The organism is Arthrobacter sp. NPDC058127, assembly GCF_042884555.1.
Classification (GTDB): Bacteria; Actinomycetota; Actinomycetes; order Actinomycetales; family Micrococcaceae; genus Arthrobacter.
On sequence record NZ_JBHVTT010000008.1, the window covers coordinates 90270 to 115665 of the forward strand.

Consider the following 25396-nt stretch of genomic DNA (forward strand, 5'->3'; position numbering starts at 1 on the left):
AAGATGCAAAACCTGAGCTTCTCCACCATCACCCTGAACATGGCGGAGTTGGGTCCCAATAGCCCGCTGCCGGTGGTCATGGCAGAGTTGGACCAGCCGTACAGAATCGGCGACGGCGTCCCGGAGGAACTACAGGCCGCGGCCCGCTACGGCCAAGTGCCGAACATGTTCCCGTACTTGATGCAGGACGGCTACTCCCGCGAGCGGACCGCCCACGACGTGCCCGCCGTCGTGCTGGAGAACAGCAAACTGCGTGCAGTTGTCCTCCCCACCTTGGGCGGCCGGCTCTGGGAGCTCTTCGACAAGGCCTCGGGAAAGCAGCTCCTTCACACCCATGAAACCCTGCAGTTCGCCAACATCGCACTGCGCAAGGCCTGGTTCGCCGGCGGGCTCGAATGGAACATCGGCACCCGCGGGCACTCGCCCACCACGTGCGATCCGCTGCACACGGCGATCGTCAAGTCCCCCGAAGGCCACGACATTCTGCGCATGTGGGAGTTCGAACGCCTCCGCGAGGTGGTCTTCCAAGTGGACATGTGGCTTCCTGAGGACTCGGACGTCCTCCTCACGGCGGTCCGGATCAGGAACCCGCATGACCACGAGGTCCCCATGTACTGGTGGAGCAACGCCGCTGTTCCCGAGACGGCGGAAACGCGCGTGATCGCGCCCGCCACGGAGGCTTTCGGGAGCGATTACACCACCGATATCGCCCGCGTCCGGCCCACGGAACACCAAGGCATGGACGCTACCTGGCTGGTCAACAGCGCGCACGCCGCGGACTTCTTCTTCGACATCCAGCCGGGGCACCGGCATTGGATCGCCGCAGTGGACCACGACGGCGATGGCCTGGCCATGCTGTCCACCAGCCTCCTGCGGGGGAAGAAATTGTTCGTGTGGGGCCAGGGCGACGGCGGGAAACGCTGGCAGGAATGGCTCAGCCCCGGTGCCGGCCCCTACGCCGAGATCCAGGCTGGGCTCGCCCAAACCCAGTTCGAGCATCTGGCCATGCCTGCCGGTGCCGAGTGGAGCTGGGTAGAGGCCTACGGCAACGCCAAGCTGGATCCCGCAACCTCCCACGGCCAGGATTGGGATGCCGCCGTGACCCACGCCAGCACCCGGCTCGAGGACCTCGTCCCGGACGCCGAGCTCAAGGTCGCCCTCGCCGAAGCCGCGCGGAACTATGCCCTGCCCCCGGACGAGATGCTGGTGCGCGGCAGCGCCTGGGGTGCTTTGGAGAGTGCCCGACGACGACACTCAGGCCGCGCGTGGCCGGACGAAATCGGGACTCCCTTCACGGATGATGCAACCCCTGACGCGATCGAGGAAACAGGCCCGTGGCACAGCCTGCTGGACGGGGCGAGTTTCCTAGGCGCCGGGAGTTTCGTGGCTGGAGCCGATTGGGAAGAACTGTTGGCAAAGGATGGCGGAGCGGAAGCGCAGTTCCACCTGGCCACGATGAAGCACGCCCGCCAGGACCTCGCCGGTGCGATCGCCGGGTATGGCGCAGCCCTGATTGCCGACGCACTCTCACCACGTTCCAGGGTCCTCGCCCTCCGTGGCCGGGCCCTTGCGCTGCTTGCCACCAACAAGACCGACGAAGGCTTGGCTGAACTTGCCGCAGCGAGCCGGCTGGAACCGTCCAACCTCCCCTTGCTGAGCGAAGCCATGACCCTCAGCATCCGGCACGGAGACCCCGCCCAAGCACTCGCCCTGGCGAGCGAGGCACCTGCCGGAATGTCCGACGTCGGACGCGTCCGCTTCCTGACGGCGCTCGCCCTCGCGGGCGTCGGCAGGGGCCCGGAGGCGGCAGCGATGCTGCGGGACGGCGTCGAAATACCGGACATCCGGGAGGGTGAGGACGGGATCGCAGCCTTGTGGCAGGAAGTGTGCCCCGGGGAGCCGGTGCCTGCCAGCTACCGCTTTGGGATGCACTGACTTCCGGGGTGCACCGGTGCGGGGCGCATGCGGCAGGAGGAAAGATGTGGGACGCATGTGGCAGAACGTGTGAGGCGGGACGGATGTGGCGGGGGTGCCGACTTTGCTTGGCCAGCATCAAGACAAACCATGTAAGTTGGCATGGTGACTCCCTCCACCAAAACCCCGCTGACCCGTGCCCCCGGTATCTCCAAGGAGATCGAAGATGCGGCGTGGTTCGTGCTGGCCCCGGGGCTGCAAGGCAAGGCCTCGGCGCTCGACGGCAGCACCCGCACTTGGACGGTGGACGCAGCCGGCGAGCTCTTGGAGCGCTTGGAACGCGGCGTCGGAGACTCCAAAGCGCCGATGATGACCAACCTGCGCCAAAACCTGGAAGGGGCCTCGCGCGAGGCCAAATTGCTCGCCGTCGAACTCCTCTTCCTGCAGTCCCTGCCGCTTGCACACGAGGTCAAATCGCTCAAGGTCAAGCGCGCCCGCGTTGCCGAAGCCGCCTCCTGGCTCGATCCCGAACTCGAGCTCCCCAAGGAGCTGTACGAAGGGATGACCGATCACGGCGTCATCCGTGACAGGACCGCGGAGTTCAACTGGACCATCTGGGACCACCTGACCTGGCTGTGCCGATTCGTGGCGCACGTGGATGGCCAATCCAACGCGAGCATCAACAAAGCCCTCAAGGACCCGCTGAAATTCCATGAACTCGCGGCGGCAACCCCTGGGGACCAGCCGGCCATCCGGCGCAGCATCGAATACTTGGCGTGGCCGAGCTACTTCGAGCCCGTGGTCGCCGACGTCGAGCGGCGCGAAATCAGGGACGCCTTCGCCTCGCTCGTTGGCGGTGCCCACGGCGAAACGGAAGCCGACATCACCGCGGATGTCCACCGCATCCGGCTTCACCTGGACGAACAGGCGGGCCAGCGCATCGATTGGTACGATCGCCAGCTCGTCAGCCAGTGGCGCAAAGTGGGAGATCCCGGCCGCCGTGCCTGGCTGCTGCGCACGCACCAGGACTCCGCCGAGCTCCTCGCCGCTTGGCGGGAAGAGGAAAAGGCGACGCTCGACGTCGAACACCTCCGCGAACTCACCGCCGGGGTGACAGCTGGAGTGGTCCAGCATGCCGTGGACGAGGACTACAAGCACCTCGGCTACGTGGAGCGGGAGGACACCAAGACCGCCGTTTTCGCGTTCCTGACCGTGATGAAGCCCGGCGACCTCGCCCTGTTCCAGAACTCCGGAGCCGTCAGGATCGGCGTGGTCCTGGGCGAGCCGGAACACAACGAGGACAACCGCCGGCTCCGCCGCAAGGTGCGTTGGTTCGATGAGACCCACCCGATTGCCGAGGCACCGCGGCACGTCCAGCGCCAGCTCTCCACGTCGGGGATCGTCGTGGACGTTACCAGGGTCATCCAGTCGCTGCAGTCCCTCCTGCCCGCCGAAGCCGAATCCGACGGCGAGGAAACCGCCGCCCCGGACACCGTCGTCGAACCCGTGATTGAAGGGTTCCACCCCCTCACGGAAGAGTTCGCGGCGTCCCTCCACATGGAGCTCGAGCCGCTCAAGGAGATTGCCGAACTCCTCGAGGAGAACCGCCAATTGGTGCTCTACGGCCCTCCGGGAACCGGAAAGACCTACCTCGCCAAGCACTTGGCTGCAGAGCTCGCGGGAGACAGCACCGATGAGCGCGTCAAGCTGGTGCAGTTCCACCCGTCCTACGCGTACGAGGACTTCTTCGAGGGGTACCGGCCGGACAAGACCGACGACGGCCAGGTGTCGTTCAAGCTCGTGGCCGGACCGCTGCGTCGGCTCGCGGAAGAAGCCGCGAAACCCGGGAACTCCAACAAGCCGTACTTCCTCATCATCGACGAGATGAACCGGGCAAACCTGGCAAAGGTTTTCGGTGAGTTGTACTTCCTGCTGGAATACCGCGACGACCGCATCTACCTTCAGTACAGCCCCAACGAACCGTTCAGCCTGCCGGACAACCTTTACATCATCGGCACCATGAACACGGCGGACCGCTCTATCGCCATGATGGATGCGGCCATCCGCCGTCGCTTCGCATTCGTGGAGTTGCATCCGAAGGTGGAACCGATCCGCGGTTCGCTCCGGCGGTTCCTCTCGGCCCGCGGCCTGGACACCCTCAACGCGGACCTTCTTGACGCCCTGAACGACTCCATCGACGATTGGGACCGGGACCTGATGATCGGTCCCTCCTACTTCATGAAGAACGCGGCCCAGAACCCCGCGGGGCTGCGCCGGATCTGGAAGTACGAACTCATGCCACTCCTGGAGGAGCACTACCACGGTCAGTTGAACCGGGCCCAGCTGGAGGAGCGCTTCGGTCTGGACCAGTTGTTGGGTCGACTTGCGGTCCGCTAAGACCGCGCCACCGCGGCCGGCCCGCGCCCCGGGCATCGGAAAGCTTGCGGTCCGGCCGTCCACGAAGGCTCCGGCTGTGCGGCACATCGTCATGGACGAGCTCTCCGGTGGCATCGTGGACAAGCTTGATCCGGAAACCGCGGCCCTCCTCAACTCGAGCGGGCTCGCGAAGGCCTCGCCCATGGGGATGGGCCTCTACCGCATCGAGCCGGTGGGCAAGGTCGGGTCCGTGCGGACGCCGACGGTCCAGTTCGAGGTACGGCCCAAGGACCGCCTTGGCTTGAACCGGCTCCTCTTCCTCCTCAGCTACGCCGGGGACCAGGGATTCCGCGAGGATTCCGTGGCCGCCGTCGAGCACAAGGACCTGTGGAGCGCCCTCGCCGAGTCCCTCGCCCAGTTGGCGGAGCGGGCACTCAGCCGCGGCCCGCTGCAGGGTTATCTCACCGTGGACGAGTCCCTCCGGACGGTCAAGGGCCGCATCCGCATCTCGGACCAGATCTCGCGCCGCCCCGGGATGCTGGTTCCGCTGGAAGTCTCCTACGACGAATTCACCGAGGACATTGCCGAGAACCGCATTCTGCGTGCCGCCCTTGAGCGGATGGGCAAGGTTCCCGGCGTGCGGCAAAACGTCCTGAGCCGCTTGCGGCAGCTCAAGGGAAAGCTCGACGCCGTCACGCGGCTCCAGTCCGGAGCGCCCCTTCCGAAGTGGCAAGCCAACCGGATGAACCTCCGCTACCATCCTGTCCTCCGCTTGGCCGAGCTCATCCTGCGGAATGCCTCTGCGGAAGCGGGCGAGGGGAAGCAGCAGACCGCCTCGTTTGTCGTGGACATGTCCACTGTGTTTGAGGAATTCGTGGGTGTGGCTTTGCGGGCGGCCATGCGGGCACATCCGGGTGAAATGCGGCTTCAATACGGCGCCACCCTCAACGAAGCTGTCCGGGATTCGGACCGGCTCACCGTGCGCCCCGACGCCGTGCATTTCCTGGGTGGCCGGCCCGTAGTGGTGTACGACTCCAAATACGCGTCGGCCACGGATTCCTGGGCCTCGCTGAACGCGGACCACTATCAACTCCTGGCCTACTGCACCGCGCTGCAAGTTCCCACGGCATGGTTGGTCTACGCGGGCAAGGGCGAGATGAAGCTGCGACGGATCCTCAACACGGATATCGACATTGTGGAGTACCCGCTGGACTTGTCGCGGCCACCGGCGGAGATCCTTGCCGCCGTCACGGACCTGGCCCAGCAGTCCTGGGGAGAAGTGGTGCGCCAGGCCCGACTATGAGGTGCTGGTTCTAGTTCCGTCCGGGCGGCAGGCGGACTAGCCTGAGAGAGCAAGTCACTGCAGATGGAGGCATCATGCACGGCAAGAAAAAGAAGAAGTCCTGGAAGGACATGACCCCTGGGCAACGGGTAGGCGTGCTTGTGGTGGGTGCGGGACAGATGGCGTTGCTCATCGCGGCACAACGCAGCATTTCCAAGACACCTGCGGCCCAAATCAGGGGAAACAAAGCTGTATGGCGGGCCGCGAGCTTCATCAATTTCTTCGGGCCGCTGAGCTACTTCCTGTTCGGCCGCCGTCGAGGAACTGCGTAAGCTGATTCTCCAAAGCCGAACGGTCCCGCAGTTCGCATTCCCACACGGTGAGAACCTCCCATCCTGAGGCTCTCAGCAGTTCGCGCTGTCCGGCGTCGCGCTCCCGGGTCCGGTTGCGCTTGGCTGCCCAGAAATCGGCGTTGCCCGTCGGCGCGTGCTGGCCGGCCTTGCAATCGTGGAAGTGCCAGAAGCATCCGTTCACGAAAATCACCTTGCGACGGCCGGCAAACACGAGATCCGGGCTGCCGGGCAACTTCCCGCCCGAGGCCCGGCCATGGAGCCGGTACCGGTAACCCTTGGCATGCAGGAGCCGACGGACCAAGAGCTCGGGCTTGGTGTTCTTGCCCCGGATCTTGGACATGTTCAGGCTGCGTTGCTCAGGCGTCAGCAGGTCGCGGCTCTCGCCCATATCCTCAGTCTACGCAGCGCACCCTGCAACGCTCGCTCAGGTATGTGGGCACTTCCTCGGACGCTCGCTCACGTACGGTGCCCAAGACCAGAACGCTCGCTCACGTATCGGAACGTTTGGCGTGACGCTCGCTCACATGATGTGAGCGAGGGTTGGCCTGGGGGCGGCTTGTTTGTGAGCGAGCGTTGGGTGGAAATGGCCCATAGGTGAGCGAGGGTCGGTGGGGGTCAGGCCGGGACACGGAACGTGAAGGTTGTTCCTTCGCCGGGGACACTCTCAAGGCCAATGGTCCCGCCGTGGGCGTCGACGATTGCCTTGCAGATGGAAAGTCCCAAGCCGACGCCGTGAATGGCCGTATTGCGCACGTTTCCGGCCCTGAAATACCGGGTAAAGGCATCGGCTTGGTCCTGCTTGTCCATTCCCATGCCGGTGTCTTTGACGTGGCACACCAGCCCATTTTCCTCCTGCCGCAGCGTGACGCGCACGTCGCCGCCGTCGGGGGAGTATTTGATGGCGTTGGAGATGAGGTTGTCCAGCACCTGGGAGATCCGGTTGGCATCCACGTGAGCCTCCAGGCGTTCCGGGGCGTCGACCTGAAGCCGCACCCCGCCGTCGTTAGCTTTCGGCCCGGCCGACGCAACGCTTGACTTGACCAGTTCGGATACGTCCACCGCGTGTGGCTGGACGATCATGCGGCCGGAACGGACCGCCAACAAGTCGGAGACGAGGGAGAGGAGCCGGTCAGCGTTTCGTTGCACAATCTGAAGCTGCTCCACCACCCAGCCCGGGAGGTTTTCGGCCTCCTCCAGCACAAGGTCCACGTACCCTGTGATGGACGTCAGCGGGGTACGGAACTCATGGGAAACGTTCGAGACGAAGTCGTCCTTCGCGGCAAGCGCGTCCACCAGCGCCGTGACGTCGCCGAAAACGACCACTGAACCTAGGTAGTTGCCGTCGCAGTCCTTCATGGACCGCGCGCTGGTGGTGAAGGCACGCTGCTCCCTGCCCGTCCCAACCCAGACGAGGTAGTCCGTGAACTCCTGCCTCAACGCTGCACGACGCATCGGCCGGCGATCCGCGTCCGTCGGGGTCACACGGTCGGCGTCGAAAACCAAGACATCTGGCTCGCCGTGGCGATCGGTGTCCCCGGAATCCTCGAGCACCTGGTTCTCCCGCTGCTTGCGGTTCGCCATCATTTCGCGGCCATCGGCGTCAATGGCGACGACGCCAAGGTGGACGGTTTCAAGAACTGTGTTGAGCAATCGTTCCTTCTCCCGGCTGTCCGCCAAGGCGCGGAGCAGTGCGGCGTCCCTTTCCTCAAGGCGCTTCTGCTGGGCGACCATGCTCTGGGTCATCACGCCGATGGAAACGCCGATACCGAGCATCATGATGGGCAGCAGCAATCCCCGCAGCAGATCCTGCGGCGTGTGCGTTCCATGGATGAATTGCGGCGTCCAAATCATGGCGAGTGGCCCCAGGAACGAGACAACCAGGGCCGAGCGTAGATACAACCCCGAGGCGCAGAGCCAGATGACGGGAAAGACAGTCAGGAGGCTGATTCCGATGGGGCTGTCTTGTCCCCCCTCACGCCCTAGCCCGATGGACACCATGTCAAGGAGCGGGACGGTCAGGAATGTTGGAAAGGGGAGTCTGTCCCACGGGACTACCTGGCAGAGGACCCACGCTGCAGCTTGGGTAGCCAGGAAGACGACGAAGAGGGGATTGCCGAGGGTTGCGGGGAAGTAGAGGCCAACCAAGACCGCAGTGAGGCACACCGTCACGGTCAGCGGCAATTGGCTGAGTGCAACGCGATCCTTGAGTGAGTACTCATGGAAGGCGTGCTGAAAAAACATCACCCGGCCGCTTTGGGCGTCCCATTCAAACGGACGTTTCATCAGGCCAAAATTCGCATTTGTTCAAGGTCGCGTCGCATGCCAGAAAGGATACCGGCAGCCCGATATACTTCCATTCGTAGCGGGCTGGGAGGGCTGCAAATGACTGAATTACGGGTTGGGCTCGTCATAGAAGACGATCACGACATCCGGGAATTGGTCCGCGTTGTCCTCAGCCAGGCCGGCTTCGAGGTTCACGTGGCGACTAGCGGGGCGGCCGGCATCCGGGCAGCTCGTGATCTAAACCCACATGTCATCACCTTGGACTTGGGCTTGCCGGATATTGATGGCTTCGAGGTGGCACGCCAGGTCCGGAACTTTTCCGATGCATATATCGTCATGTTGACGGCCAAGGCCGACGAGCTGGATACCCTGCTCGGCTTGGAATCCGGCGCTGATGACTATTTGACCAAGCCGTTCCGGCCCCGCGAGCTTCGCGCCAGGGTGGCCGCCATGATGCGTCGCCCGCGCTCAAGGCCAGCGACAGGGCATATGGCTTCGTCTTCCCAACGGACCTTCCGGCACAACGGGCTGGTATTCAGTTACGCGACGCGGACCGTTTCCATCGACGGCCAGGACGTACGGCTGACCCCAACCGAGTTCGATCTGCTGCACTCTTTGCTTGAGGCCGGCCGCACCGTCTTGAGCAAAGCGGACCTTGTGCGCCGCCTCCGGAACGAACCCTACGACGTCGGGACCTACACGAGCGACGCCGACGAACGGTCCGTCGAGGTCCACATCGGCAATCTTCGCCGCAAGCTCGGCGACGACGCGCAGAACCCGCGCTGGCTGCAAACAGTGCGCGGCGTCGGCTATCGGCTGGCCCCGGCAAAAACATGAATTTCTCGCGTGGCGGGCCGGGGTCACGGTCTCCGGGTCACGCCCCAAAGTACGGACTGAGGTCTGTGGCGGACATTTGCTCACATGATGTGAGCGAGCGTCCGGCCAAAAGTCGCCATATGTGAGCGAGCGTTCGGCCAAAAGTGGCTAGATGTGAGCGGGCGTCCGGCCAAAAGTCGCTATATGTGAGCGAGCGTCCGGCCAAAAGTCGCCATATGTGAGCGGGCGTCCGGGGTTTGGGTCAGCGGCCGACCACCACTGTCCGCGGCGCTTGGAAGGACAGCAGGCGGAGCCACTCGGGTTTCGGCTCTGCCGAACGGATGCCTTGCAGTGCTGCCGCGGTTTCCTGCACGACGACGGCGGCCTCCAGTTCCGCGAGCTTCGCACCAAGGCAACGGTGAATCCCTGAGCCGAACGCCAGCCCGTAGGCCGTAGGACCCTGCCCGGATGACTCGTGGTTCCCCGTGAGTTCGAGGAGGATTTCGGCGCCCGCCGGGATGCGCTCGCCGTCGAGCACGGTGTCCTGGGCGGCAATGCGGCGCCAGGTGGGGACCGAAGACTCAGTCGCGAGGACGTGCCGGATGAGATCCCGGGCCGTGGTGCCGGAGGCAGCGTCCTTCCAGGCAAAGCCTACTGATCCCTCGGCGAGCCGGAAGAACGCCGTGCTGATGAGCTGGGTGGTGGTTTCCTGCCCCGCGATGAGCAGGAAGTAGCCGAGGGAACAGATCTCGGGAGTGCTGAGACCGTGTTCCGCCAAGGACCTGAAGAGATTCCGCCCGGGCGAGGCCACGGCTTCGAGGACGAGTTCCCGCAGCCAGCCGTAGAACTCGGCCGCGCTGTGGGCTAGTTCCAATTGCCGCTCGGGATCCGGCCAGCCCCAGAAGAGCTCGAGGGAGTCCAGGCTCCAGGCTTTGAGCTCCGGAAGGTCGCGCACCGGAAGCCCCAGAAGCTCCAACATCACGATCGCCGGCGGGTAAGCGGCGACGGCCTGCACGAGGTCCACCTGCCCGACTGTTTCCAGCAGCCCAACAGCAGCGGCAGCAGCATCCCGTGCGATCCCGCGGATCCGCGGCTCAAAGGCCCCTACCGTGGCAGGCGTGAAGTACCCGGCCACCACCTTCCGGATGCCCGCATGGGAAGCCGTATCGTTGCTGGCCAGCACCGGCGGCAGCGCGAAGCGCGCCCGCTGCAGCACGCGCAAGGACTGTCCGGACAACGGCGTCACGGCGATCAGCGCATTCGCCGGACTGAAGTTCTCCGGCCGGTGCAGCACCTCCCGCACAGCCGCAGGCTCCCGCAGCACCATATATGGGCACGTCTGGGCGCTGGCAAAAGCCGCGTTCATGACCAGACCCCGTCCAAGCAGTCCAAACCGTCCAAGCAGTCCAAACCGCTCAACCAGTGCACACTCGCCGCCCTGAACGTCACCGGTGGGAGATCCGCGGCGCGCTCAGGCAACACCCCAAGGAGCGGCCGCAATGCACCGAGGGTCGCCCGATTGCCGTGTTCCAGTACGCCCGGGTTGTCCGGCCAGGTTCCCAGGACCACGCCATGGATGGCCAGGTCCCGGCGTTCCAAGGCCTCGAGCGTCAGCGCCGTGTGGTTCAGGGTTCCCAACGCGGGGCGGGCAACCACCACAAAAGTCGCGTCGTTCCCAAGGTGACTTCCCAGATCTGCCAGCGTTCCGCCGTCGGGGTCCAACTCCACGAGGAGGCCGCCGGAACCCTCCACAAGGACATGGTTATGCGTGCTGGCCAGTTCGCGGACGCGCGCGGCATGTGCCGACAGCGGGGGCAGCGTGACTCCGTCCAGCGCCGCTGCGGGCACAGGGGCGAGGGGTTCTCGGAGCACGACGCCGGCCTCGGACGTGAGCGGTCCGGCCAGGCGGGTGATTTCGGCACAGTCGGAGTCGCCCGCCCCGGCGCCGCTCTGGCACGGTTTGTACACGGCCACCGAGCGGCCGTCCGCTTGCAGTGCGGACGCAAGCGCCGCCGTCGTGACGGTCTTGCCGACGCTGGTGTCCGTTCCGGTGACCAGCACGATGTGTGGCAGTTTCATGGCGTTTCCTCCAGGATGCGTCGCAACGTTGCGCACGCGTAGTCGATGTCGTCGGGCGTGAGGGTGGCGCGGGCCGTCAGCCGGAGGCGCGAGACGCCGTCGGGAACCGATGGCGGCCGGAAGCAGCCGACGCGGACACCCGCCACGTGTGCCGCCTGGCTCGCCGCAAGCGCGGCAGCGGCGGACGGCATGGGAACGGATTGCACGGCACCGGCCGTCTGAATCGGCGCGCCAACGGCCCCGACGGCGGCGCCCGGCCGCTGTAGTGTTGGCGCGGGTAGCGCAGGCGCCAGTCCCGCCGTGAGGCTGGCGGCGTTCCGGTGGACGGCCGCGGCGCGCCACGGTTCCGTCCGGATGATCCCGACGGCGGCCAGCGCGGCAGCAGCCGACGACGGCGCGAGCCCGGTGTCGTAGATGAAGCTGCGGGCCCGGTTGACGAGGTGTTCGCGGAGCAGGGCACTGCCAAGGACGGCACCGCCTTGGCTCCCGAGCGACTTGGAAAGCGTCACGGTCAACACCACGTTCGGGTGGCCTGAGAGATCCGTTCCGGCAACCGAACCGTGACCTTCAAACGCGCCGCGGCCGGCAACGCCGAGGCTGTGGGCTTCGTCCACGAGGAGCATCGCGTCGTGCTGTTCGGCCAGTGCCAGCAGCCGGGGGAGCGGGGCGGCGTCGCCGAAGACGCTGTAGATGGACTCCACCGCGATCAGGGCCCGAGGTTCCGTGCGCCTGCGCAAGTGGTGCTCGGTTGCGCCGAGATCGTTGTGCGGGACCGTTTCCACCCTCGAACGGCTCAAGCGGAAACCGTCAATCAGCGAAGCATGGCAATGTTCGTCGGCCACAATGAGGGTCCCGGGGCCGCCGAGCGCGGTAGTGACGCCCAGATTCGCCAAGTACCCGGAGGAGAAGACCAGCGCCGATTCCATGCCCGTGAGGTTCGCGAGCTCGGACTCGAGTTCCAGGTGTAGCGCCGTGGTACCGGCAACCAGCCGCGAGGACGTGGCACCGGTTCCCCAACGGCCGATCGCCTCCCGGGCAGCCTCTGCCAGCCTCGGGTCCGTCGCGAGGCCAAGATAGTCGTTGCTCGCCAGATCCACCCCGGAGTCCCCGCCGAGGCGCGTCATGGGCGTGCGGACGAGGCCCCGGCGCTCGCGGACCTCGGCTTGCTGTTCCAACCACGCGGTCATGGACCTGCTCATGGGCCGTGCACATCGGCCACGGCCGCCACCATGCCTTCGGCCATCCGCCGGACCTCCTCGGCGGTGCTGATGTATGGCGGCATCGCGTAAACAAGGTTCCGGAACGGCCGTAGCCAGACTCCGTGCCCGACGGCGGCACTCGCCACTGCGGCGACGTCGACTTCCGTGTCCAACTCGATGACGCCGACGGCGCCGATCGTGCGGACCTCCTTGACGGCGTCGAGCGCGCTGGCGGCATCGAGGCCGGCCGCCAGGCCCGAGCCGATCCGGGCCACATCGCGGCGCCAGGTGCCGTCGTCGAGGATTCCCAGGCTCGCGTTGGCCACTGAACACGCGAGCGGATTGCCCATGAACGTCGGGCCGTGCAGTAAGGCACCCGCAGCGCCGCTCGAGACCCGGGCGGCCACCTCGCCCGTGCAGAGCATCGCGGCGAGCGTGAGGTAACCGCCCGTGAGGGCTTTGCCGACGCACATGATGTCCGGAACCACCCCGGCATGCCCCGCGGCGAACAGCTCGCCCGTGCGGCCGAAACCAGTGGCGATCTCGTCGAGGATCAGGAGGATCCCGTGCCGATCGGCGATGTCGCGGAGGATGCGCAGGCATTCGGCGGCGTAGACGAACATGCCGCCGGCGCCTTGAAGCACGGGTTCCACGATGATCGCGGCCAATTCGTTGGCGTGCTCTTGGGCGAGAGCTTCGGCTTGCGCCTGCCATTCCGCGATTTCCTCGGGTGGCGCGCCCGCGGCGGGCGGCCGCTGGGCGAACACATTGGCGGCGAGCAACCCGGGGAACGCCGAATGCATGCCGTCCACGGGGTCGCAGACTCCCATCGCCGCGAAGGTGTCGCCGTGGTAACCGCCGCGGATGCTGAGGAAGCGTTGCCTCTTGGGGAATCCCGAAGCGGTCTGGAACTGCACCGCGAGCTTGAGCGCCACCTCAACGGACACCGATCCCGAATCTGCCAGGAAAACCCGCTCCAACCGCGGCCGATCAGCCGCGGAAGGCGCCATGGCAACCAGCCGTTCGGCCAGTTCCACGGCAGGTTCATGGGTGAGGCCGCCGAACATCACATGGCTGAAGGTGTCTAGTTGGCGCTTCGCCGCGGCATCCAGGACGGGATTCCGGTACCCGTGGATGACCGACCACCAGGAGGACATGGCATCGAGCACCTCATGCTGACCGCCGGTTTCGTCGCGGAGCCGCAGCGTCACGCCGTCGGCGTCTTCGACTTCCCACAATGGCAGCGTCCCCGACGCCGGAGCATACGGATGCCAGAGGCTCGCCCTATCTCGCTGGATGACGCTCATGGCGTGACCCGGCCGTGGCGCGAGCATTCAGCGGTCCAACCGAGCGGTGTGACCTGGACTTTCATGCGGCGCCGGCATTGGGCGCAATAGCGGGGAGGTTCCATCGCGAGGCGCTGCTGGCAGCCCTGGTGAGCGTCCGACGTCGGGCGCTCGCCTTGCGCTACCGGCTCGCCTTGCGCGTCTTGCGTGGCGGGACCGCCGCAGTGCCCGCAGAAGCTCGGTGTGTCGGTGTTTGGAACAGTGGCGTTCACAGCGACTTCTGGAGTTCCTTGATGGGCATGTTCAGCTCGACGAGGAGGTTGAGGTCGGCGTCGGCGGGTCGGCCGAGTGTGGTGAGGTAGTTGCCGACGATCACGGCGTTGATGCCGCCCATGAGGCCTTCGCGCGTGCCGAGGTCGCCCAAGGTCAGTTCCCGTCCGCCGGCGTAACGAAGGACGGTCCTCGGCATGGCGAGGCGGAACGCCGCGATCGCGCGGAGGGCGTCTTTGCCGTCCATGATTCCCTGGTTTTCGAGGGGCGTCCCGGGGCGCGGATTGAGGAAGTTCAGTGGGACTTCGTGGGGTTCGAGGGCTGCGAGCTGGCTCGCGAGTTCGGCGCGCTGGGCGTTGGTCTCGCCCATGCCGATCAGGGCTCCGCAGCAAAGTTCCATGCCGGCTGCCTTGACCATGTTGCAGGTCTCGAGGCGTTCCTCGTAGGTGTGGGTGGTGACCACTTCGGGGAAATAGCTGCGCGCGGTTTCGAGGTTGTGGTTGTAGCGGTGGACGCCCCATTCGGCGAGCTGGTCCACTTGGCGCTGGGTGAGCATGCCCAGTGAACAGGCGATGTTGATGTCCACTTCCGCGTTGATCCGGTCGATCGCGAACTTGATCTGGTTCATGAGCTTGATATCCGGGCCTCGGACGGCTGCGACGATGCAGAACTCCGTGGCCCCGGTGGCAGCGGTTTCCTTGGCGGCCTTCACGAGCTCGGGGATGTCGAGCCAGACGCCGCGGACCGGACTGTCAAACAGGCCCGATTGGCTGCAGAAGTGGCAGTCTTCCGGACATCCTCCGGTCTTGATCGAGATGATTCCCTCAACTTCCACGTCCTCGCCGCAATGCTCCAAGCGGACTTCGTGGGCTAGCTGAAGGGCTTCGGGAATGGCCTCGTCCGGGAGCTCCAGGATCTCGAGCAGTTGGGATTCGCTGAGGCCTTCGCCTTTCGCGAGGACTTGCTCGCGGGCTGTTTCCAGAATCGGAAACGCGGATGTACGCCTTGGGTTTGGCTGGGTGGTCATGATGCTCCTCGGCCGTTACTTGCGGGGGATGGTGCGTTCCTTCATGACGGTAGTGGGACTGTGGGGCGGCGATTTTGTTGGACGTCCACAAACCCGGGGCTGCAATCTTGGCGGCCGACTCGCTGGATAAGTTACAGCGCGGAAACATCGTGGTGACTCCGTGGTTCCATCCCGTCGATAGCGTCAAGGCCATGTTCAGAGGGGAAACATGTCCAGACGAAGAAAGTTGCGGGGATGACTGACGATTCGAAGACAACGCAAGTGCTTGAACCCCCGATGGCGGGTGGCTCCCCGGTGGGGGTCGCCGTCGTCGAACCTTCCGAGGCGCTAGGCTCGGGGAGCCGCGCGGCGGGCAATACCGATGCGATGAGCGCGGCGAAGGAGAGCCTGGAGGACTACACCCTCAGGTTCGCGCCACGGTCCTACCGGAAGTGGGGTGCGGGCGTCGTGGCGACGAGTGCGCTCGGTGGGATCGCCTATTTGGCTGATTTCTCGATCGGCGCGAACATCGGTATTTCGTACGGCACCGTGAACGCTATTTTGGGAATTGTGGTGGCGGCGGTGGTTATTTTCGCCACGGGATTTCCCTTGGCCTACTACGCCGCCCGGTACAACATTGACCTCGACCTCATCACGAGGGGCTCCGGATTCGGCTATTACGGCTCGGTGGTCACCAACGTTATTTTCGCGACGTTCACGTTCATCTTCTTCGCGCTCGAGGGTTCCATCATGGCGCAAGGCCTGGAACTTGGCTTGGGCATCCCGCAATGGCTCGGTTACGCGGCGTCCACGCTTATTGTCATTCCCTTGGTGATTTACGGGATGAAAGCCTTGTCCAAATTGCAGGTGTGGACCACTCCGTTGTGGCTGCTGCTCATGGTGGTCCCGGTGGGGTATTTGGTGATTTCGCACCCGGAGAGCATCGGGGACTTCTTCGCGTATACCGGCAAATCCGGCGCTGAAGGCACCAGCCTGGCCTCCGTGATGCTGGCCGCGGGTGTTTGCCTGTCACTCATGGCGCAGATCGCGGAACAGATTGATTACCTGCGCTTCATGCCACCCAAGACCGCCGAAAACAGCGGTGCCTGGTGGCGTGCCGTGATCCTGGCCGGTCCGGGCTGGGTGATCTTCGGCGCGATCAAGCAGATCGTGGGTATGTTCATTGCCATCTACCTGATTGCGACCCTGGATCCAGCCGCGTCCGTCCACGCAAACGAGCCCGTGCACCAATTCCTTGGCGTGTACCAGGAAATGATGCCGGCCTGGCTGGCGATGACCTTGGCCGTGGTTCTCGTGGTCATTTCCCAGATCAAGATCAACGTGACCAACGCCTACTCGGGCTCGCTCGCGTGGACCAACAGCTTCACGCGTATCACCAAGAGCTACCCGGGCCGGATGGTGTTTGTGGTGGTGAACCTGGTGATTGCGCTGGTGCTGATGGAAGCCAACATGTTCGAATTCCTGAACACCATTCTTGGTTTCTACGCGAATTGCGCCATGGCATGGGTTGTTACCGTCGCGTCCGATATCGCCATCAACAAATACTTGCTCAAGATTTCGCCCAAGGTTCCCGAGTTCCGCCGCGGCATGCTTTACGCCGTCAACCCGGTGGGCTTTATCTCGATGCTGGTTTCGGCCGTCGTCTCGATTGCCGTGTTCTTCGGCGCTTTCGGCTCCGCTGTCCAGCCATACTCGCCGATCTTCGCTGTTGGGCTGGCGCTTGTGCTGACGCCTGCACTGGCTGTGTTGACCCGCGGGAAGTACTACCTGCGCCGCTCCGACGACGGAATCGATCTACCGATGTTCGACGCCGACGGCAACCCGAGCGACGCCAAGCTTTTGTGCCACGTGACGGGCCTGGAGTTCGAGCGTCCGGACATGGTCCGCTCGGCCCAGGACGGGCCCGACGGCGAGCCGCAGTTCATCTCGTCGCTCGCCTTGTCGACGGATAAGTCGGGGGAGTTGGTACTGCCGGCTCAAAATTAGGCGGGAGTTCGACAGGTTCCATAGGCCTCGACGACGGATGGGCGGCCTGGCCGCGGTCCCGTCGTCGAGGCCTTTGGCTTGTCTTTGTTGTGTCTGTTGTGTTGCGCCGCGCTGGTGAAGCGATGTCGTGTAATGAGCCGGAGCCTGTGGATAACTTTCCCGCCACGATGGGCAATTGAGTTACCCTTTTGGGAAACGTTTAGTCTTGAAAACTATTTGGGGATAGCAAACCATGACTCCACGCACCTCGATTTCCGCTCGCTCTTTCATCATTGGCAGCCTCGCAACGGCGTTGACGCTGACCGCTTGCGGGAACAACACCCAGCCGCAGTCTGCGTCACCTACGGTTTCCGCTTCAGCCAGTGCCACGGCTACGCCCTCTCCGACCTCGACGGCTGCCTACAAACCAGCGGATGCCAAGGGGAAAGCGGAGAACGTGCCCATTCCGGTGCTGCCGGAGGCCGCGAAGGCGAACACGAAGGAGGGCGTGGAGGCGTTTGCAGCCCATTGGTTTCAGGTAATGGGTTATGCGTATCAGACCGGCGACATTGGGCCGCTTACAAAGATCACTGGAGCAAACTGTGAGATGTGTGAAGGGGTCAAGAGAGCCGTTCCGAAGGCCTATACCAGCGATCGCTGGATTAGCGGTGGCATCTTTTCAACGCCGTCGGTTTCGTCTACCTTCAAGCCGCAACCCGATCAGAGCATTCCGGTAGTTGTTCAAGTAATCCAGAGCAAGATCTACTACTGGAGCCCGGACGGCACTGAATATCGGAAACCGACTGAGGCGACGAACACGGGCAACGTTGCATTCTTACGATTTGTCGATGGTGTTTGGAGGCTCGACGCAGTGAATCCCTTGCAATGAGCCGGGGAAGCTGGCTCCGAGTCAGCCTAGGTTCGATATGGCTTTTTCTCTTGGTCAGCGTTGGTGAGCAGCCAGCTGGCGCCGTAGCTGATAGTGAAGAGATTGGCTGGACCAACCTCGGCGTAAAACCGATTGTGTACGTCCGTGACCCGGAAACGGGGGATCTTGTGCCGTCCCCACCAAACTATGTCAGCGACGACCCCAACCAATACAAGGCAGACCTCCAATGCCAGGTTGATCAGGATTCGCTGGCGAAGAAGTGCCTACCTGGTCAGTTGCAATGTCCGCCTCGTGAGGCTGGCGGAAAACCAGGCACGGCGGTCATTTGGAAAGTCGCTCCGAAGTCGGTTTCGAACCCGGTGTGGACTGACTGGACTCCCAACGGAAGTGGCCCGTCGTGCCTCTACGACGAAAAGCCAGAGGATCTCTTGCCGAAAATTGCTGCAAGGATTGAGAGCGACTTCCGCAACCTTCCGATCAAACCGGCGGAGCTGAGGGCCCAGCCAAGCCCGCACACGCTCAAGGGCGCTGAAACAAACATCTTCGCGGACGCCGTTGAGCAGCAATTCGATGTGACGATCCTTGGCCAGCGAGTCCACATAGTCGCAACTCCAGTCGAGTACACCTATGCGTATGGGGACGGCAACAGTCTCGGGCCAACCCCCTTTGCTGGCGGGCCGATCCCAGAGGAACAATGGGGCCAAAAGACGAGAACGAGCCATGTGTATCAACAGACCGGTGACTTTCAGTTGTCCGTGACCACCACCTTCCGCGGCACCTACTCCGTGAACGGCGGCCCGAACATGCCGATTCCGGGCACAGGACAGTTTGCATCGCCGCCACAGAGGGTGAGCGTGTGGAGGTCGATCACGCGCAACTACGCCGACAACTGCATCGTGAATCCGCGGGGCGAGGGTTGCCCAGGCGTCCCCTAAAATGAAGCGCCTACGTCCGAAGTTCCCTGTCGATCCTGTCCATTCGTGCCCGCACCAGCTGGAACCGTGAATCGTCGGGAGCCATGAGACTCGCCAAGGTCATCGCGGCTTCGGAATCGTCCGAGCCCATGTCCGTGGAACACCAACGGCTGATCAGTTCAGCATCACCGCTTGCCCGAACCGACGCGGCGACAGCCTGGTCCAGCTCGTCGCGCATCAGCTCTATGGCCAGGGTTACCGAACGGTTCAGGATGCGCCCTGAATACGCGGCCACGGCATCGTGCACCCGTCCGGCCCGCAAATGCTCGGCGACTAGTCCGGCGTCGGTCACTACTGTCACGCCCGGAGCAAAACGGTACGGATTCGCCTCCACCACATTTCCGAGCAACGCACGGATCCGGTGCATCTCCGTCCGGATGGCCGTGGCGGCACCATCTTCGCCATGCAGTTGATACGCGAGCTCATCGGCGCTCCACCCCTGTGTCCTGGAGGCAAGCAACGCGAGGATCTCCGCCCGGCGCAGCGTCACCGGAAGCCGGCCGCCGCCGTCGAGCTCTGCCGTCGGCTTGTCGCCGAGCAGCCCCAAAAATAGCGTCGAAGCTATGCCGGGACGAAAGTGCCCGACGGCGGCGCGCTGACTCGGGTCCGCCGTCGCGCCTTCCGACCGTAGGAGCTCCTCCGCGAGCCGGACGCCGCAACGCACCATCCGCAGGCTATCCGGCGTCACCGAATCGATGGGCCCCGACACATCCAGGATCCCGACAATGTCCCCGGTGAAGGGGTCGCGGATGGGCGCTGCGGTGCATGCCCAATCGTGGTGGGTCCGGACGAGGTGCTCGGCGGAGAAGAGCTGGGCGGCGTTCCCCGAGATGAGGGCCTCGCTGATGGCGTTGGTGCCGACTCCAGCCTCGGACCAATCGGCACCCTCCACGAATTCGAGGGAGTCGGCCTGCCGCAGCGCGGAACCGCTGCCGATTCTCCAGAGCACCTCGCCATAGTGGTCGGTGACGATCAGCAGGTGGCGGCCCGCGGCGGACTCATCGGCAAGCAACTGCGAGAGCGCCGGAACCACGCTGGCCAGGCGGTGTCCTTTCCCGAGGGAACGGGCTTCGGCGACTTCATGACGGTGGGCCGGGCTGTGCCGATCGGGGTTGATGCCAAGCGCGATGGACCGCTGCCAGGACTCCACGAGGGACGTTGGCAATAACGGATGAGGGGCGCCGGACAAGGCAGCCTCGTGGGCCATGCGGAGCGTCTTGGCGTATTCCAACGGCGAAGAGAAGCGCAGTCCCGGATCTGGGATCAGCGCGCTCGGGCCGTGACGCATGCGCAAACTCCCAACTCGCCATTGAATCGCTGGATCGACGGCCCAAACCCGCGTGGGAACAAGGAGAGGAGCCCGTGTCACCCGATTGTAACCCCCTGCGGCATCTACTTGTGATGCGAGTCACTCACCGGACAGTTGCCACGGAACCGGGAATTGGCTCATCGTCAGCGATGGAAAGAGGAGAAATGCCTGAGACCGCAAACGGCATGGCCGAGGCTTGGCTGGCGCAGTTCGATGAGGCGCTGCGCAGCAACAACACCGAGGCTGCACTGGAACTGTTCGAAGACGAATCGTATTGGCGCGACTTCGTTTCCTTCACATGGAACTTGAAGACCCTCGAGGGCAAGTCCGAGATCAAGCGGATGCTGGACGCCACGCTCCCGAACGTGCAGCCAAGCAACTGGAAACTCGCCGAAGATGCTACGGGCGATGCGGCGAACACCGAGGCCTGGATCGACTTTGAAACTGCGCAGGCTCGTGGCCACGCACACCTTCGGCTGCGCAACGGCAAGTGCTGGACCCTGCTCACCACGATGCAGGAACTCAAGGGTTTCGAGGAAAAGAAGGGCCCTAACCGGGAGCAAGGAGTGGCCCACCACATCAGCAAGGGCCGCAAATCCTGGCTCGAACTCAAGGAAGAGCAAGAAGCCAAGCTTGGCTACGAGGAGCAGCCCAACACTGTCATCATTGGCGGCGGCCAGGGCGGGATCGGGCTCGGAGCGCGGCTGCGCAGGCTCGGAGTCTCCACCATCATCGTCGAGAAGAACGAGCGCCCGGGCGACTCCTGGCGCAACCGCTACAAGTCGCTGCACCTGCACGACCCCGTCTGGTACGACCACTTGCCCTACATGAAGTTCCCGGACGACTGGCCCGTCTTCGCAGCCAAGGACAAGATCGGCGATTGGCTGGAGCACTACAGCCGGATCATGGAACTGAACTACTGGTCCAAGACCGAGTGCGCCAACGCCCGGTGGGACGAGGACCGTGGCGAGTGGGAAGTCAGCGTCATGCGCGACGGCGAACCGATCACCTTGCGTCCGAAGCAGCTGGTGTTCGCCTTGGGCGTCTCCGGGTACCCGAACGTCCCCGTGTTCGACGGCGCCGAGAGCTTCCTGGGGCAGCAGTACCATTCCTCCAAGCACCCAGGCGGCGGTGACTGGACCGGCAAAAAGGCCGTGGTGATCGGCTCGAACAACTCGGCTCACGATATCTGCGCAGACCTGTGGGAACACGGCGCCGAGGTCACCATGGTCCAGCGCTCGTCCACGCACATCGCCCGGAGTGAGTCCCTGATGGACCTGGCGCTCGGCGATCTCTACTCGGAAAAGGCGCTAGCCAACGGAGTCACCACAGAGAAAGCCGACCTTCTCTTCGCTTCCTTGCCGTACCGGATCCTGCCAGAGGCCCAGATTCCGGTCTACCACCAGATGGCGGAGCGCGACGCCGAGTTTTACTCCCGGCTTGAGGCGGCCGGTTTCGATCTCGACTTTGGAGTGGACGGCTCGGGCCTCTTCCTGAAGTACTTGCGACGCGGCTCCGGCTACTACATCGACGTCGGTGCATCCCAGCTGATCATCGACGGACGCGTGAAACTCGCGAACGGCCAGGTCAGCAAGATCACCGGGAACGCCGTCGTGATGGACAACGGCACGGAACTGGAAGCCGACGTCATCATCTACGCCACCGGCTACGGCTCCATGAACGGCTGGCTCGCCGACCTCGTCTCACCCGAGGTGGCCGACGCCGTCGGGAAATGCTGGGGATACGGTTCCGACACACCCAAGGACCCCGGCCCCTGGGAAGGAGAACTGCGCAACATGTGGAAGCCCACCAACGTGCAGAACCTCTGGATCCACGGCGGAAACCTGCACCAAAGCCGGCACTACTCCAACTACCTGGCCCTGCAGCTCAAGGCCAGGGCGGAAGGCCTGCCGACCCCGGTGTACGAGCTCCAGCCATCGCACCACACTCGCTGAAGCGGTAAACACGCACGTTCGACGGCGGCACCCAGCCTTTCCGCGGAAGGCGGGGGCCGCCGTCGTCGTGTGATCCGCGTCTCAGCAGGAATAGTTGCAGGCGCGCGGCAGTTGCCCCCAGTGGACCCGTTCCCGTTTGAAAGGCACTGCCCATGTTGTTTTCTCCTTTGACTCTTGGCGAGATTGAACTTTCCAACCGCTTGGTCATGGCGCCGCTGACCCGTGTCCGATCGGGCTCCGAAGGAATTCCCGGCCCGTTGGTTGTGGAACACTACCGGCAGCGTGCCTCCCTCGGGCTGATCGTCAGCGAGGGCACCTACCCGACGCCGGCAGGCAAGTCCTACCCGGGCCAGCCCGGCCTCGTCACGGAGGAACACATCGCGGGCTGGAAGAAGGTGACAGACGCCGTCCATGCTGAAGGCGGCCGGATGTTCGCCCAGGTCATGCACGGTGGGCGCGTCTCCCACGCCGACATTACTGGCGGGCATGAGATCGTGGCACCCAGTGCCGTGGCCATCGACGGCGAAGTCCGCACGCCGAATGGCAAGAAGCCGTACCCGGTGCCCCGCGAACTGAGCACTGATGAACTTCCCGCAGTGATCCAGGAAATCGTCACGGCATCCAGGAACGCCATCGAGGCAGGATTCGACGGCGTCGAACTGCACTCTGCCAACGGTTACCTGCTGCACGAATTCCTTGCCCCCAACACCAACGTCCGCACCGACAGCTACGGTGGCTCCCCGGAAAACCGGGCCCGCTTCGTGATCGAGACGGTCAACGCGGTGGTTGAAGCATTGGGCGCCAACCGGGTGGGCATCCGGATTTCCCCTGAGCACTCGGTCCAGGGAATCGCCGAGACCGACCCCGCCGATGTCCGCGCCACCTATGAAGTCCTGGTGGACACCATCGCCTCGCTCAACCTCGCCTACCTCAGCATCCTCCACCATGATCCCAAGGGTGAACTCGTGCAGGACCTGCGCGAGCGTTTCAACGGCACGTTCCTGGTGAACACCGGCTTCGGTGTAGTGACCACTCGGGATGAAGCCCTGGCACTCGTGGCCGACGGCCACGCCGATGCCGTGGTGGTTGGCCGCCCGGCCATTGCCAACCCGGACCTTGCGCGCAGGTGGCGTGAGGGCCTCCCGCTCAACGAACCGGACCCGTCCACGTTCTATGGCGAAGGCGCCAAGGGGTACACCGACTACCCGTTCTACGCCAACTAGAACGCCTGAACCCCGACGGCGGCACCTGCGAAAGGTGCCGCTGTCGCGGTTTAACCGAGCGGGAGGGGCTTCAGAGTCTGTCCCGGGCGTCCGAGGCCACCACAAAGGGACCATTCCTATAGGATTTGTCTATGAAACTCGCTTCCTCACGGGACCGCGCCCCTGGCCGACCCGTCAGCCGCCAGGTTCTCGCCGACCACGTCTACGAGGAACTTCTCGCGTGGCTCATGGACGGCCGGCTCGAACCAGGAGCCGCGGTCAGCATCGACGGGACGGCGCGGGAATTGGACGTTTCGCCGACACCCGTGCGCGAGGCACTGGCGCGGCTGGAGCACACAGGCATGGTCCGCCGGGTCGCCCTCAAGGGTTACAGGGTGGCCCCGGTGTTCACGCGCGAGGATTTTGCCGAACTCATGGAGGCCAGGCTCGCGATTGAGCCCGTGAATGCGCGCTTGGCGTGCAGCCGGATCACGCCGGAGGATTTGGCGGCTTTACGAGAGGCTGTGAAGGACCTGGAGACTGCTCCTCGAGGCCCGTCTTTCGTGGAATTCCGGGACTATCTAGAGGCCGATGAGCGCTTCCACAAGCTGATCGCCGAGCAGTCCGGCAATCAATTCATGCTTGCCGCCTACACCGCGCTGGGCGGCCAGGTCCAGCGGTTCCGGCTGTTCGGGGGAGTGGGCATCACCGACGCGGACCAAGCCATCGCGGAACACCAAGCGGTGCTCGACGCGCTGGCGAGCGGTGACCCGGAACAGGCCGCAGCCGCCATGGCCGACCACGTGCACAAGGTCCGGGCCCGGGCCATCGCCGACGCTCCCGCTGACTAAGCCATCGCGGGCCCGGGCCATCGCCGACGCTCCCGCTGACTGAACCGTCGCCTACAGGCCGAGTCCGACGGCGATAAAGACGGCGACCCGACGCCGCCAGACCCTCAAGGCCCGTCTAACGGCGGGCCTTTTTGTGTGCGTGGCGAACGCGATATCTCGTGACCCTCTTCACAAACATATGTAAGACATATAGGATCTTTGATGACGCTAGGCGGGGTGCGAAAAGGCGGGGCCGGCCTGCGGAAATCCGAACAAATATGTTGACAGCCTCGTCCAGATAGTAAATCCTATAGGAAACAGGATTCCACGAAGGAGTGAAAACTATGGCTTACACCGCCGAAACCTGGCCCATCACCGCGGCCCTGCTCCAGTTCCCCGGCACTGACGCAACCGGACAGCACATCAACGACGCCGATGCTTCCGCTTGGGCTGAGGTCCTGCAGGAAGTCAAGGACGCAGGATTTGCCAACGCAGACCTCACGGACAGCTGGGTCCGCCCCGGCGACCTCAGCAAAGAACGCCTCGCCGAGTTCAAACAGACCGCAGAACACGTTGGCATTGGCATCCCCGTCATCTCGGCCATCCGCCGCAGCGTCATTCACGCCCGCGACTGGGCAGAGAACCTGGCGTACAGCCACCGCACCATCGACGCCGCGGCCGAATTGGGCTGCGAGGTTGTCTCCTTCGGACTCCACCAGGCCATCTCCGCCGAGCAGCAGAAGCAGCTGTGGTTCTGGACGGTGGAAGGCTACAAGGACCCGGTGGGGGACAAGGAAACCTGGGGCAACGCCGTCGTCCGCTTGCGGGAACTCGGTGAGCACGCCGCGGAAGTCGGCATTCTCCTGTCCCTCGAAATGTACGAGGACACCTACCTCGGCACCGCCGACTCTTCGGTCCAGCTGGTGCAGGACATAGGGCTGGACAACGTTGGCCTCAACCCGGACCTTGGCAACCTCATCCGACTCCACCGTCCCATCGAGGACTGGCGCGAGATGGTAGCCAAGACCCTGCCGTACTCCAACTACTGGCACATGAAGAACTACATCCGCGACGAAGACGTGGCCCGCGACAGCTACATCACCATGCCTGCGCCGATGGAGAGCGGCCTCATCAACTATCGCGAGGCCTTCAAGCTCGCGCTATCGGTAGGCTTCCAAGGCATCCTGTGCACCGAGCACTACGGCGGCGACGGGCTCAGCGTGACGGCGAGCAACCAGGAGTACCTCCGGCGGCAGGTCCTTCCGAGGACAGAGAACTACGTCCTTGGCCAGAGCCAGGTTGCCCAGGGCCGGCAGCTGCCTTCCGGCCGGACCACCCCCGCGACAGCCCAGCAGTCCGCATCCTCCGAACTGGCTGGCGTGTAGCC

Annotated in this window: 20 protein-coding genes; 12 read left to right on the forward strand and 8 right to left on the reverse strand. The window is 64.2% G+C overall.

Features of this window, described 5'->3' with window-relative positions; translation table 11 throughout:
* Window positions 1-3 precede the first annotated feature (3 nt).
* The 4 genes from ACFVTG_RS12875 to ACFVTG_RS12890 all read left to right on the forward strand — a co-directional run bounded on the left by ACFVTG_RS12875 (window position 4) and on the right by ACFVTG_RS12890 (window position 5904).
* On the forward strand, window positions 4-1935 hold the full coding sequence (locus tag ACFVTG_RS12875) for a DUF5107 domain-containing protein (protein ID WP_390280941.1): 1932 nt from the start codon (window positions 4-6) through the stop codon (window positions 1933-1935).
* A 141-nt stretch (window positions 1936-2076) separates the two neighbouring features.
* On the forward strand, window positions 2077-4311 hold the full coding sequence (locus tag ACFVTG_RS12880) for an McrB family protein (protein ID WP_390280943.1): 2235 nt from the start codon (window positions 2077-2079) through the stop codon (window positions 4309-4311).
* Between the two features lie 91 nt (window positions 4312-4402).
* Entirely contained in the window at window positions 4403-5593 is a 1191-nt protein-coding gene (locus ACFVTG_RS12885) for a restriction endonuclease (protein ID WP_390281086.1), read from the forward strand.
* Between the two features lie 74 nt (window positions 5594-5667).
* Window positions 5668-5904, forward strand: coding sequence for a PLDc N-terminal domain-containing protein (locus tag ACFVTG_RS12890; RefSeq protein WP_284751463.1), 237 nt, complete (start codon window positions 5668-5670; stop codon window positions 5902-5904).
* Here ACFVTG_RS12890 and ACFVTG_RS12895 read toward each other — a convergent pair.
* Both ACFVTG_RS12895 and ACFVTG_RS12900 read right to left on the reverse strand, forming a co-directional pair.
* Entirely contained in the window at window positions 5846-6313 is a 468-nt protein-coding gene (locus ACFVTG_RS12895; RefSeq protein WP_284751464.1) for a very short patch repair endonuclease, read from the reverse strand. The genes ACFVTG_RS12890 and ACFVTG_RS12895 overlap by 59 nt on opposite strands.
* Window positions 6314-6540: 227 nt before the next feature.
* The gene (locus tag ACFVTG_RS12900; protein ID WP_390280945.1) at window positions 6541-8208 is read right to left on the reverse strand and encodes a sensor histidine kinase; all 1668 of its coding nucleotides are present in this window, start codon (window positions 8206-8208) and stop codon (window positions 6541-6543) included.
* A gap of 99 nt (window positions 8209-8307) precedes the next feature.
* Here ACFVTG_RS12900 and ACFVTG_RS12905 point away from each other — a divergent pair, with 99 nt between their 5' ends.
* Window positions 8308-9045 (forward strand): response regulator transcription factor, encoded by a 738-nt coding sequence (locus ACFVTG_RS12905; protein WP_390280947.1) that lies wholly within the window; start codon window positions 8308-8310, stop codon window positions 9043-9045.
* A gap of 241 nt (window positions 9046-9286) precedes the next feature.
* Here ACFVTG_RS12905 and ACFVTG_RS12910 read toward each other — a convergent pair whose 3' ends face one another.
* The 5 genes from ACFVTG_RS12910 to bioB all read right to left on the reverse strand — a co-directional run bounded on the left by ACFVTG_RS12910 (window position 9287) and on the right by bioB (window position 14885).
* Window positions 9287-10390, reverse strand: a complete 1104-nt coding sequence (locus ACFVTG_RS12910) for a cytochrome P450 (RefSeq protein ID WP_390280949.1) — start codon at window positions 10388-10390, stop codon at window positions 9287-9289.
* Window positions 10387-11103 (reverse strand): dethiobiotin synthase, encoded by a 717-nt coding sequence (bioD, locus tag ACFVTG_RS12915; RefSeq protein WP_390280951.1) that lies wholly within the window; start codon window positions 11101-11103, stop codon window positions 10387-10389. The genes ACFVTG_RS12910 and bioD overlap by 4 nt, the downstream gene beginning before the upstream one ends.
* Entirely contained in the window at window positions 11100-12290 is a 1191-nt protein-coding gene (locus tag ACFVTG_RS12920; RefSeq protein WP_390281088.1) for an 8-amino-7-oxononanoate synthase, read from the reverse strand. The genes bioD and ACFVTG_RS12920 overlap by 4 nt, the downstream gene beginning before the upstream one ends.
* A gap of 8 nt (window positions 12291-12298) precedes the next feature.
* Window positions 12299-13609 carry an adenosylmethionine--8-amino-7-oxononanoate transaminase gene (locus ACFVTG_RS12925; RefSeq protein ID WP_390280953.1) on the reverse strand — a complete coding sequence of 437 codons (1311 nt, stop codon included), beginning with the start codon at window positions 13607-13609 and terminating at the stop codon, window positions 12299-12301.
* Window positions 13610-13856: 247 nt separating this feature from the next.
* Window positions 13857-14885: a biotin synthase BioB gene (gene bioB, locus ACFVTG_RS12930; protein ID WP_284751471.1), complete on the reverse strand. Its 1029-nt coding sequence runs from the start codon at window positions 14883-14885 to the stop codon at window positions 13857-13859.
* A 234-nt stretch (window positions 14886-15119) separates the two neighbouring features.
* Here bioB and ACFVTG_RS12935 point away from each other — a divergent pair, with 234 nt between their 5' ends.
* From ACFVTG_RS12935 to ACFVTG_RS12945, 3 genes are all read left to right on the forward strand, one after another.
* Window positions 15120-16871 carry a purine-cytosine permease family protein gene (locus ACFVTG_RS12935; RefSeq protein ID WP_390280955.1) on the forward strand — a complete coding sequence of 584 codons (1752 nt, stop codon included), beginning with the start codon at window positions 15120-15122 and terminating at the stop codon, window positions 16869-16871.
* A 232-nt stretch (window positions 16872-17103) separates the two neighbouring features.
* Window positions 17104-17739, forward strand: coding sequence for a DUF6318 family protein (locus tag ACFVTG_RS12940; protein ID WP_390280957.1), 636 nt, complete (start codon window positions 17104-17106; stop codon window positions 17737-17739).
* A gap of 50 nt (window positions 17740-17789) precedes the next feature.
* Entirely contained in the window at window positions 17790-18674 is an 885-nt protein-coding gene (locus tag ACFVTG_RS12945) for a hypothetical protein (protein ID WP_390280959.1), read from the forward strand.
* Window positions 18675-18684: 10 nt separating this feature from the next.
* Here ACFVTG_RS12945 and ACFVTG_RS12950 read toward each other — a convergent pair whose 3' ends face one another.
* Window positions 18685-20001: a GAF domain-containing protein gene (locus ACFVTG_RS12950; protein ID WP_390280961.1), complete on the reverse strand. Its 1317-nt coding sequence runs from the start codon at window positions 19999-20001 to the stop codon at window positions 18685-18687.
* A gap of 185 nt (window positions 20002-20186) precedes the next feature.
* On the opposite strand from ACFVTG_RS12950, the gene ACFVTG_RS12955 reads away from it, so the two are divergent.
* The 4 genes from ACFVTG_RS12955 to ACFVTG_RS12970 all read left to right on the forward strand — a co-directional run bounded on the left by ACFVTG_RS12955 (window position 20187) and on the right by ACFVTG_RS12970 (window position 25394).
* Window positions 20187-21977 carry an NAD(P)-binding domain-containing protein gene (locus ACFVTG_RS12955; protein ID WP_390280962.1) on the forward strand — a complete coding sequence of 597 codons (1791 nt, stop codon included), beginning with the start codon at window positions 20187-20189 and terminating at the stop codon, window positions 21975-21977.
* A 152-nt stretch (window positions 21978-22129) separates the two neighbouring features.
* Window positions 22130-23200: an alkene reductase gene (locus ACFVTG_RS12960; protein WP_390280964.1), complete on the forward strand. Its 1071-nt coding sequence runs from the start codon at window positions 22130-22132 to the stop codon at window positions 23198-23200.
* Between the two features lie 131 nt (window positions 23201-23331).
* Entirely contained in the window at window positions 23332-24030 is a 699-nt protein-coding gene (locus ACFVTG_RS12965) for a GntR family transcriptional regulator (RefSeq protein ID WP_390280966.1), read from the forward strand.
* Between the two features lie 323 nt (window positions 24031-24353).
* The gene (locus ACFVTG_RS12970) at window positions 24354-25394 is read left to right on the forward strand and encodes a sugar phosphate isomerase/epimerase family protein (RefSeq protein WP_390280968.1); all 1041 of its coding nucleotides are present in this window, start codon (window positions 24354-24356) and stop codon (window positions 25392-25394) included.
* The last annotated feature ends 2 nt before the right edge of the window (window positions 25395-25396 follow it).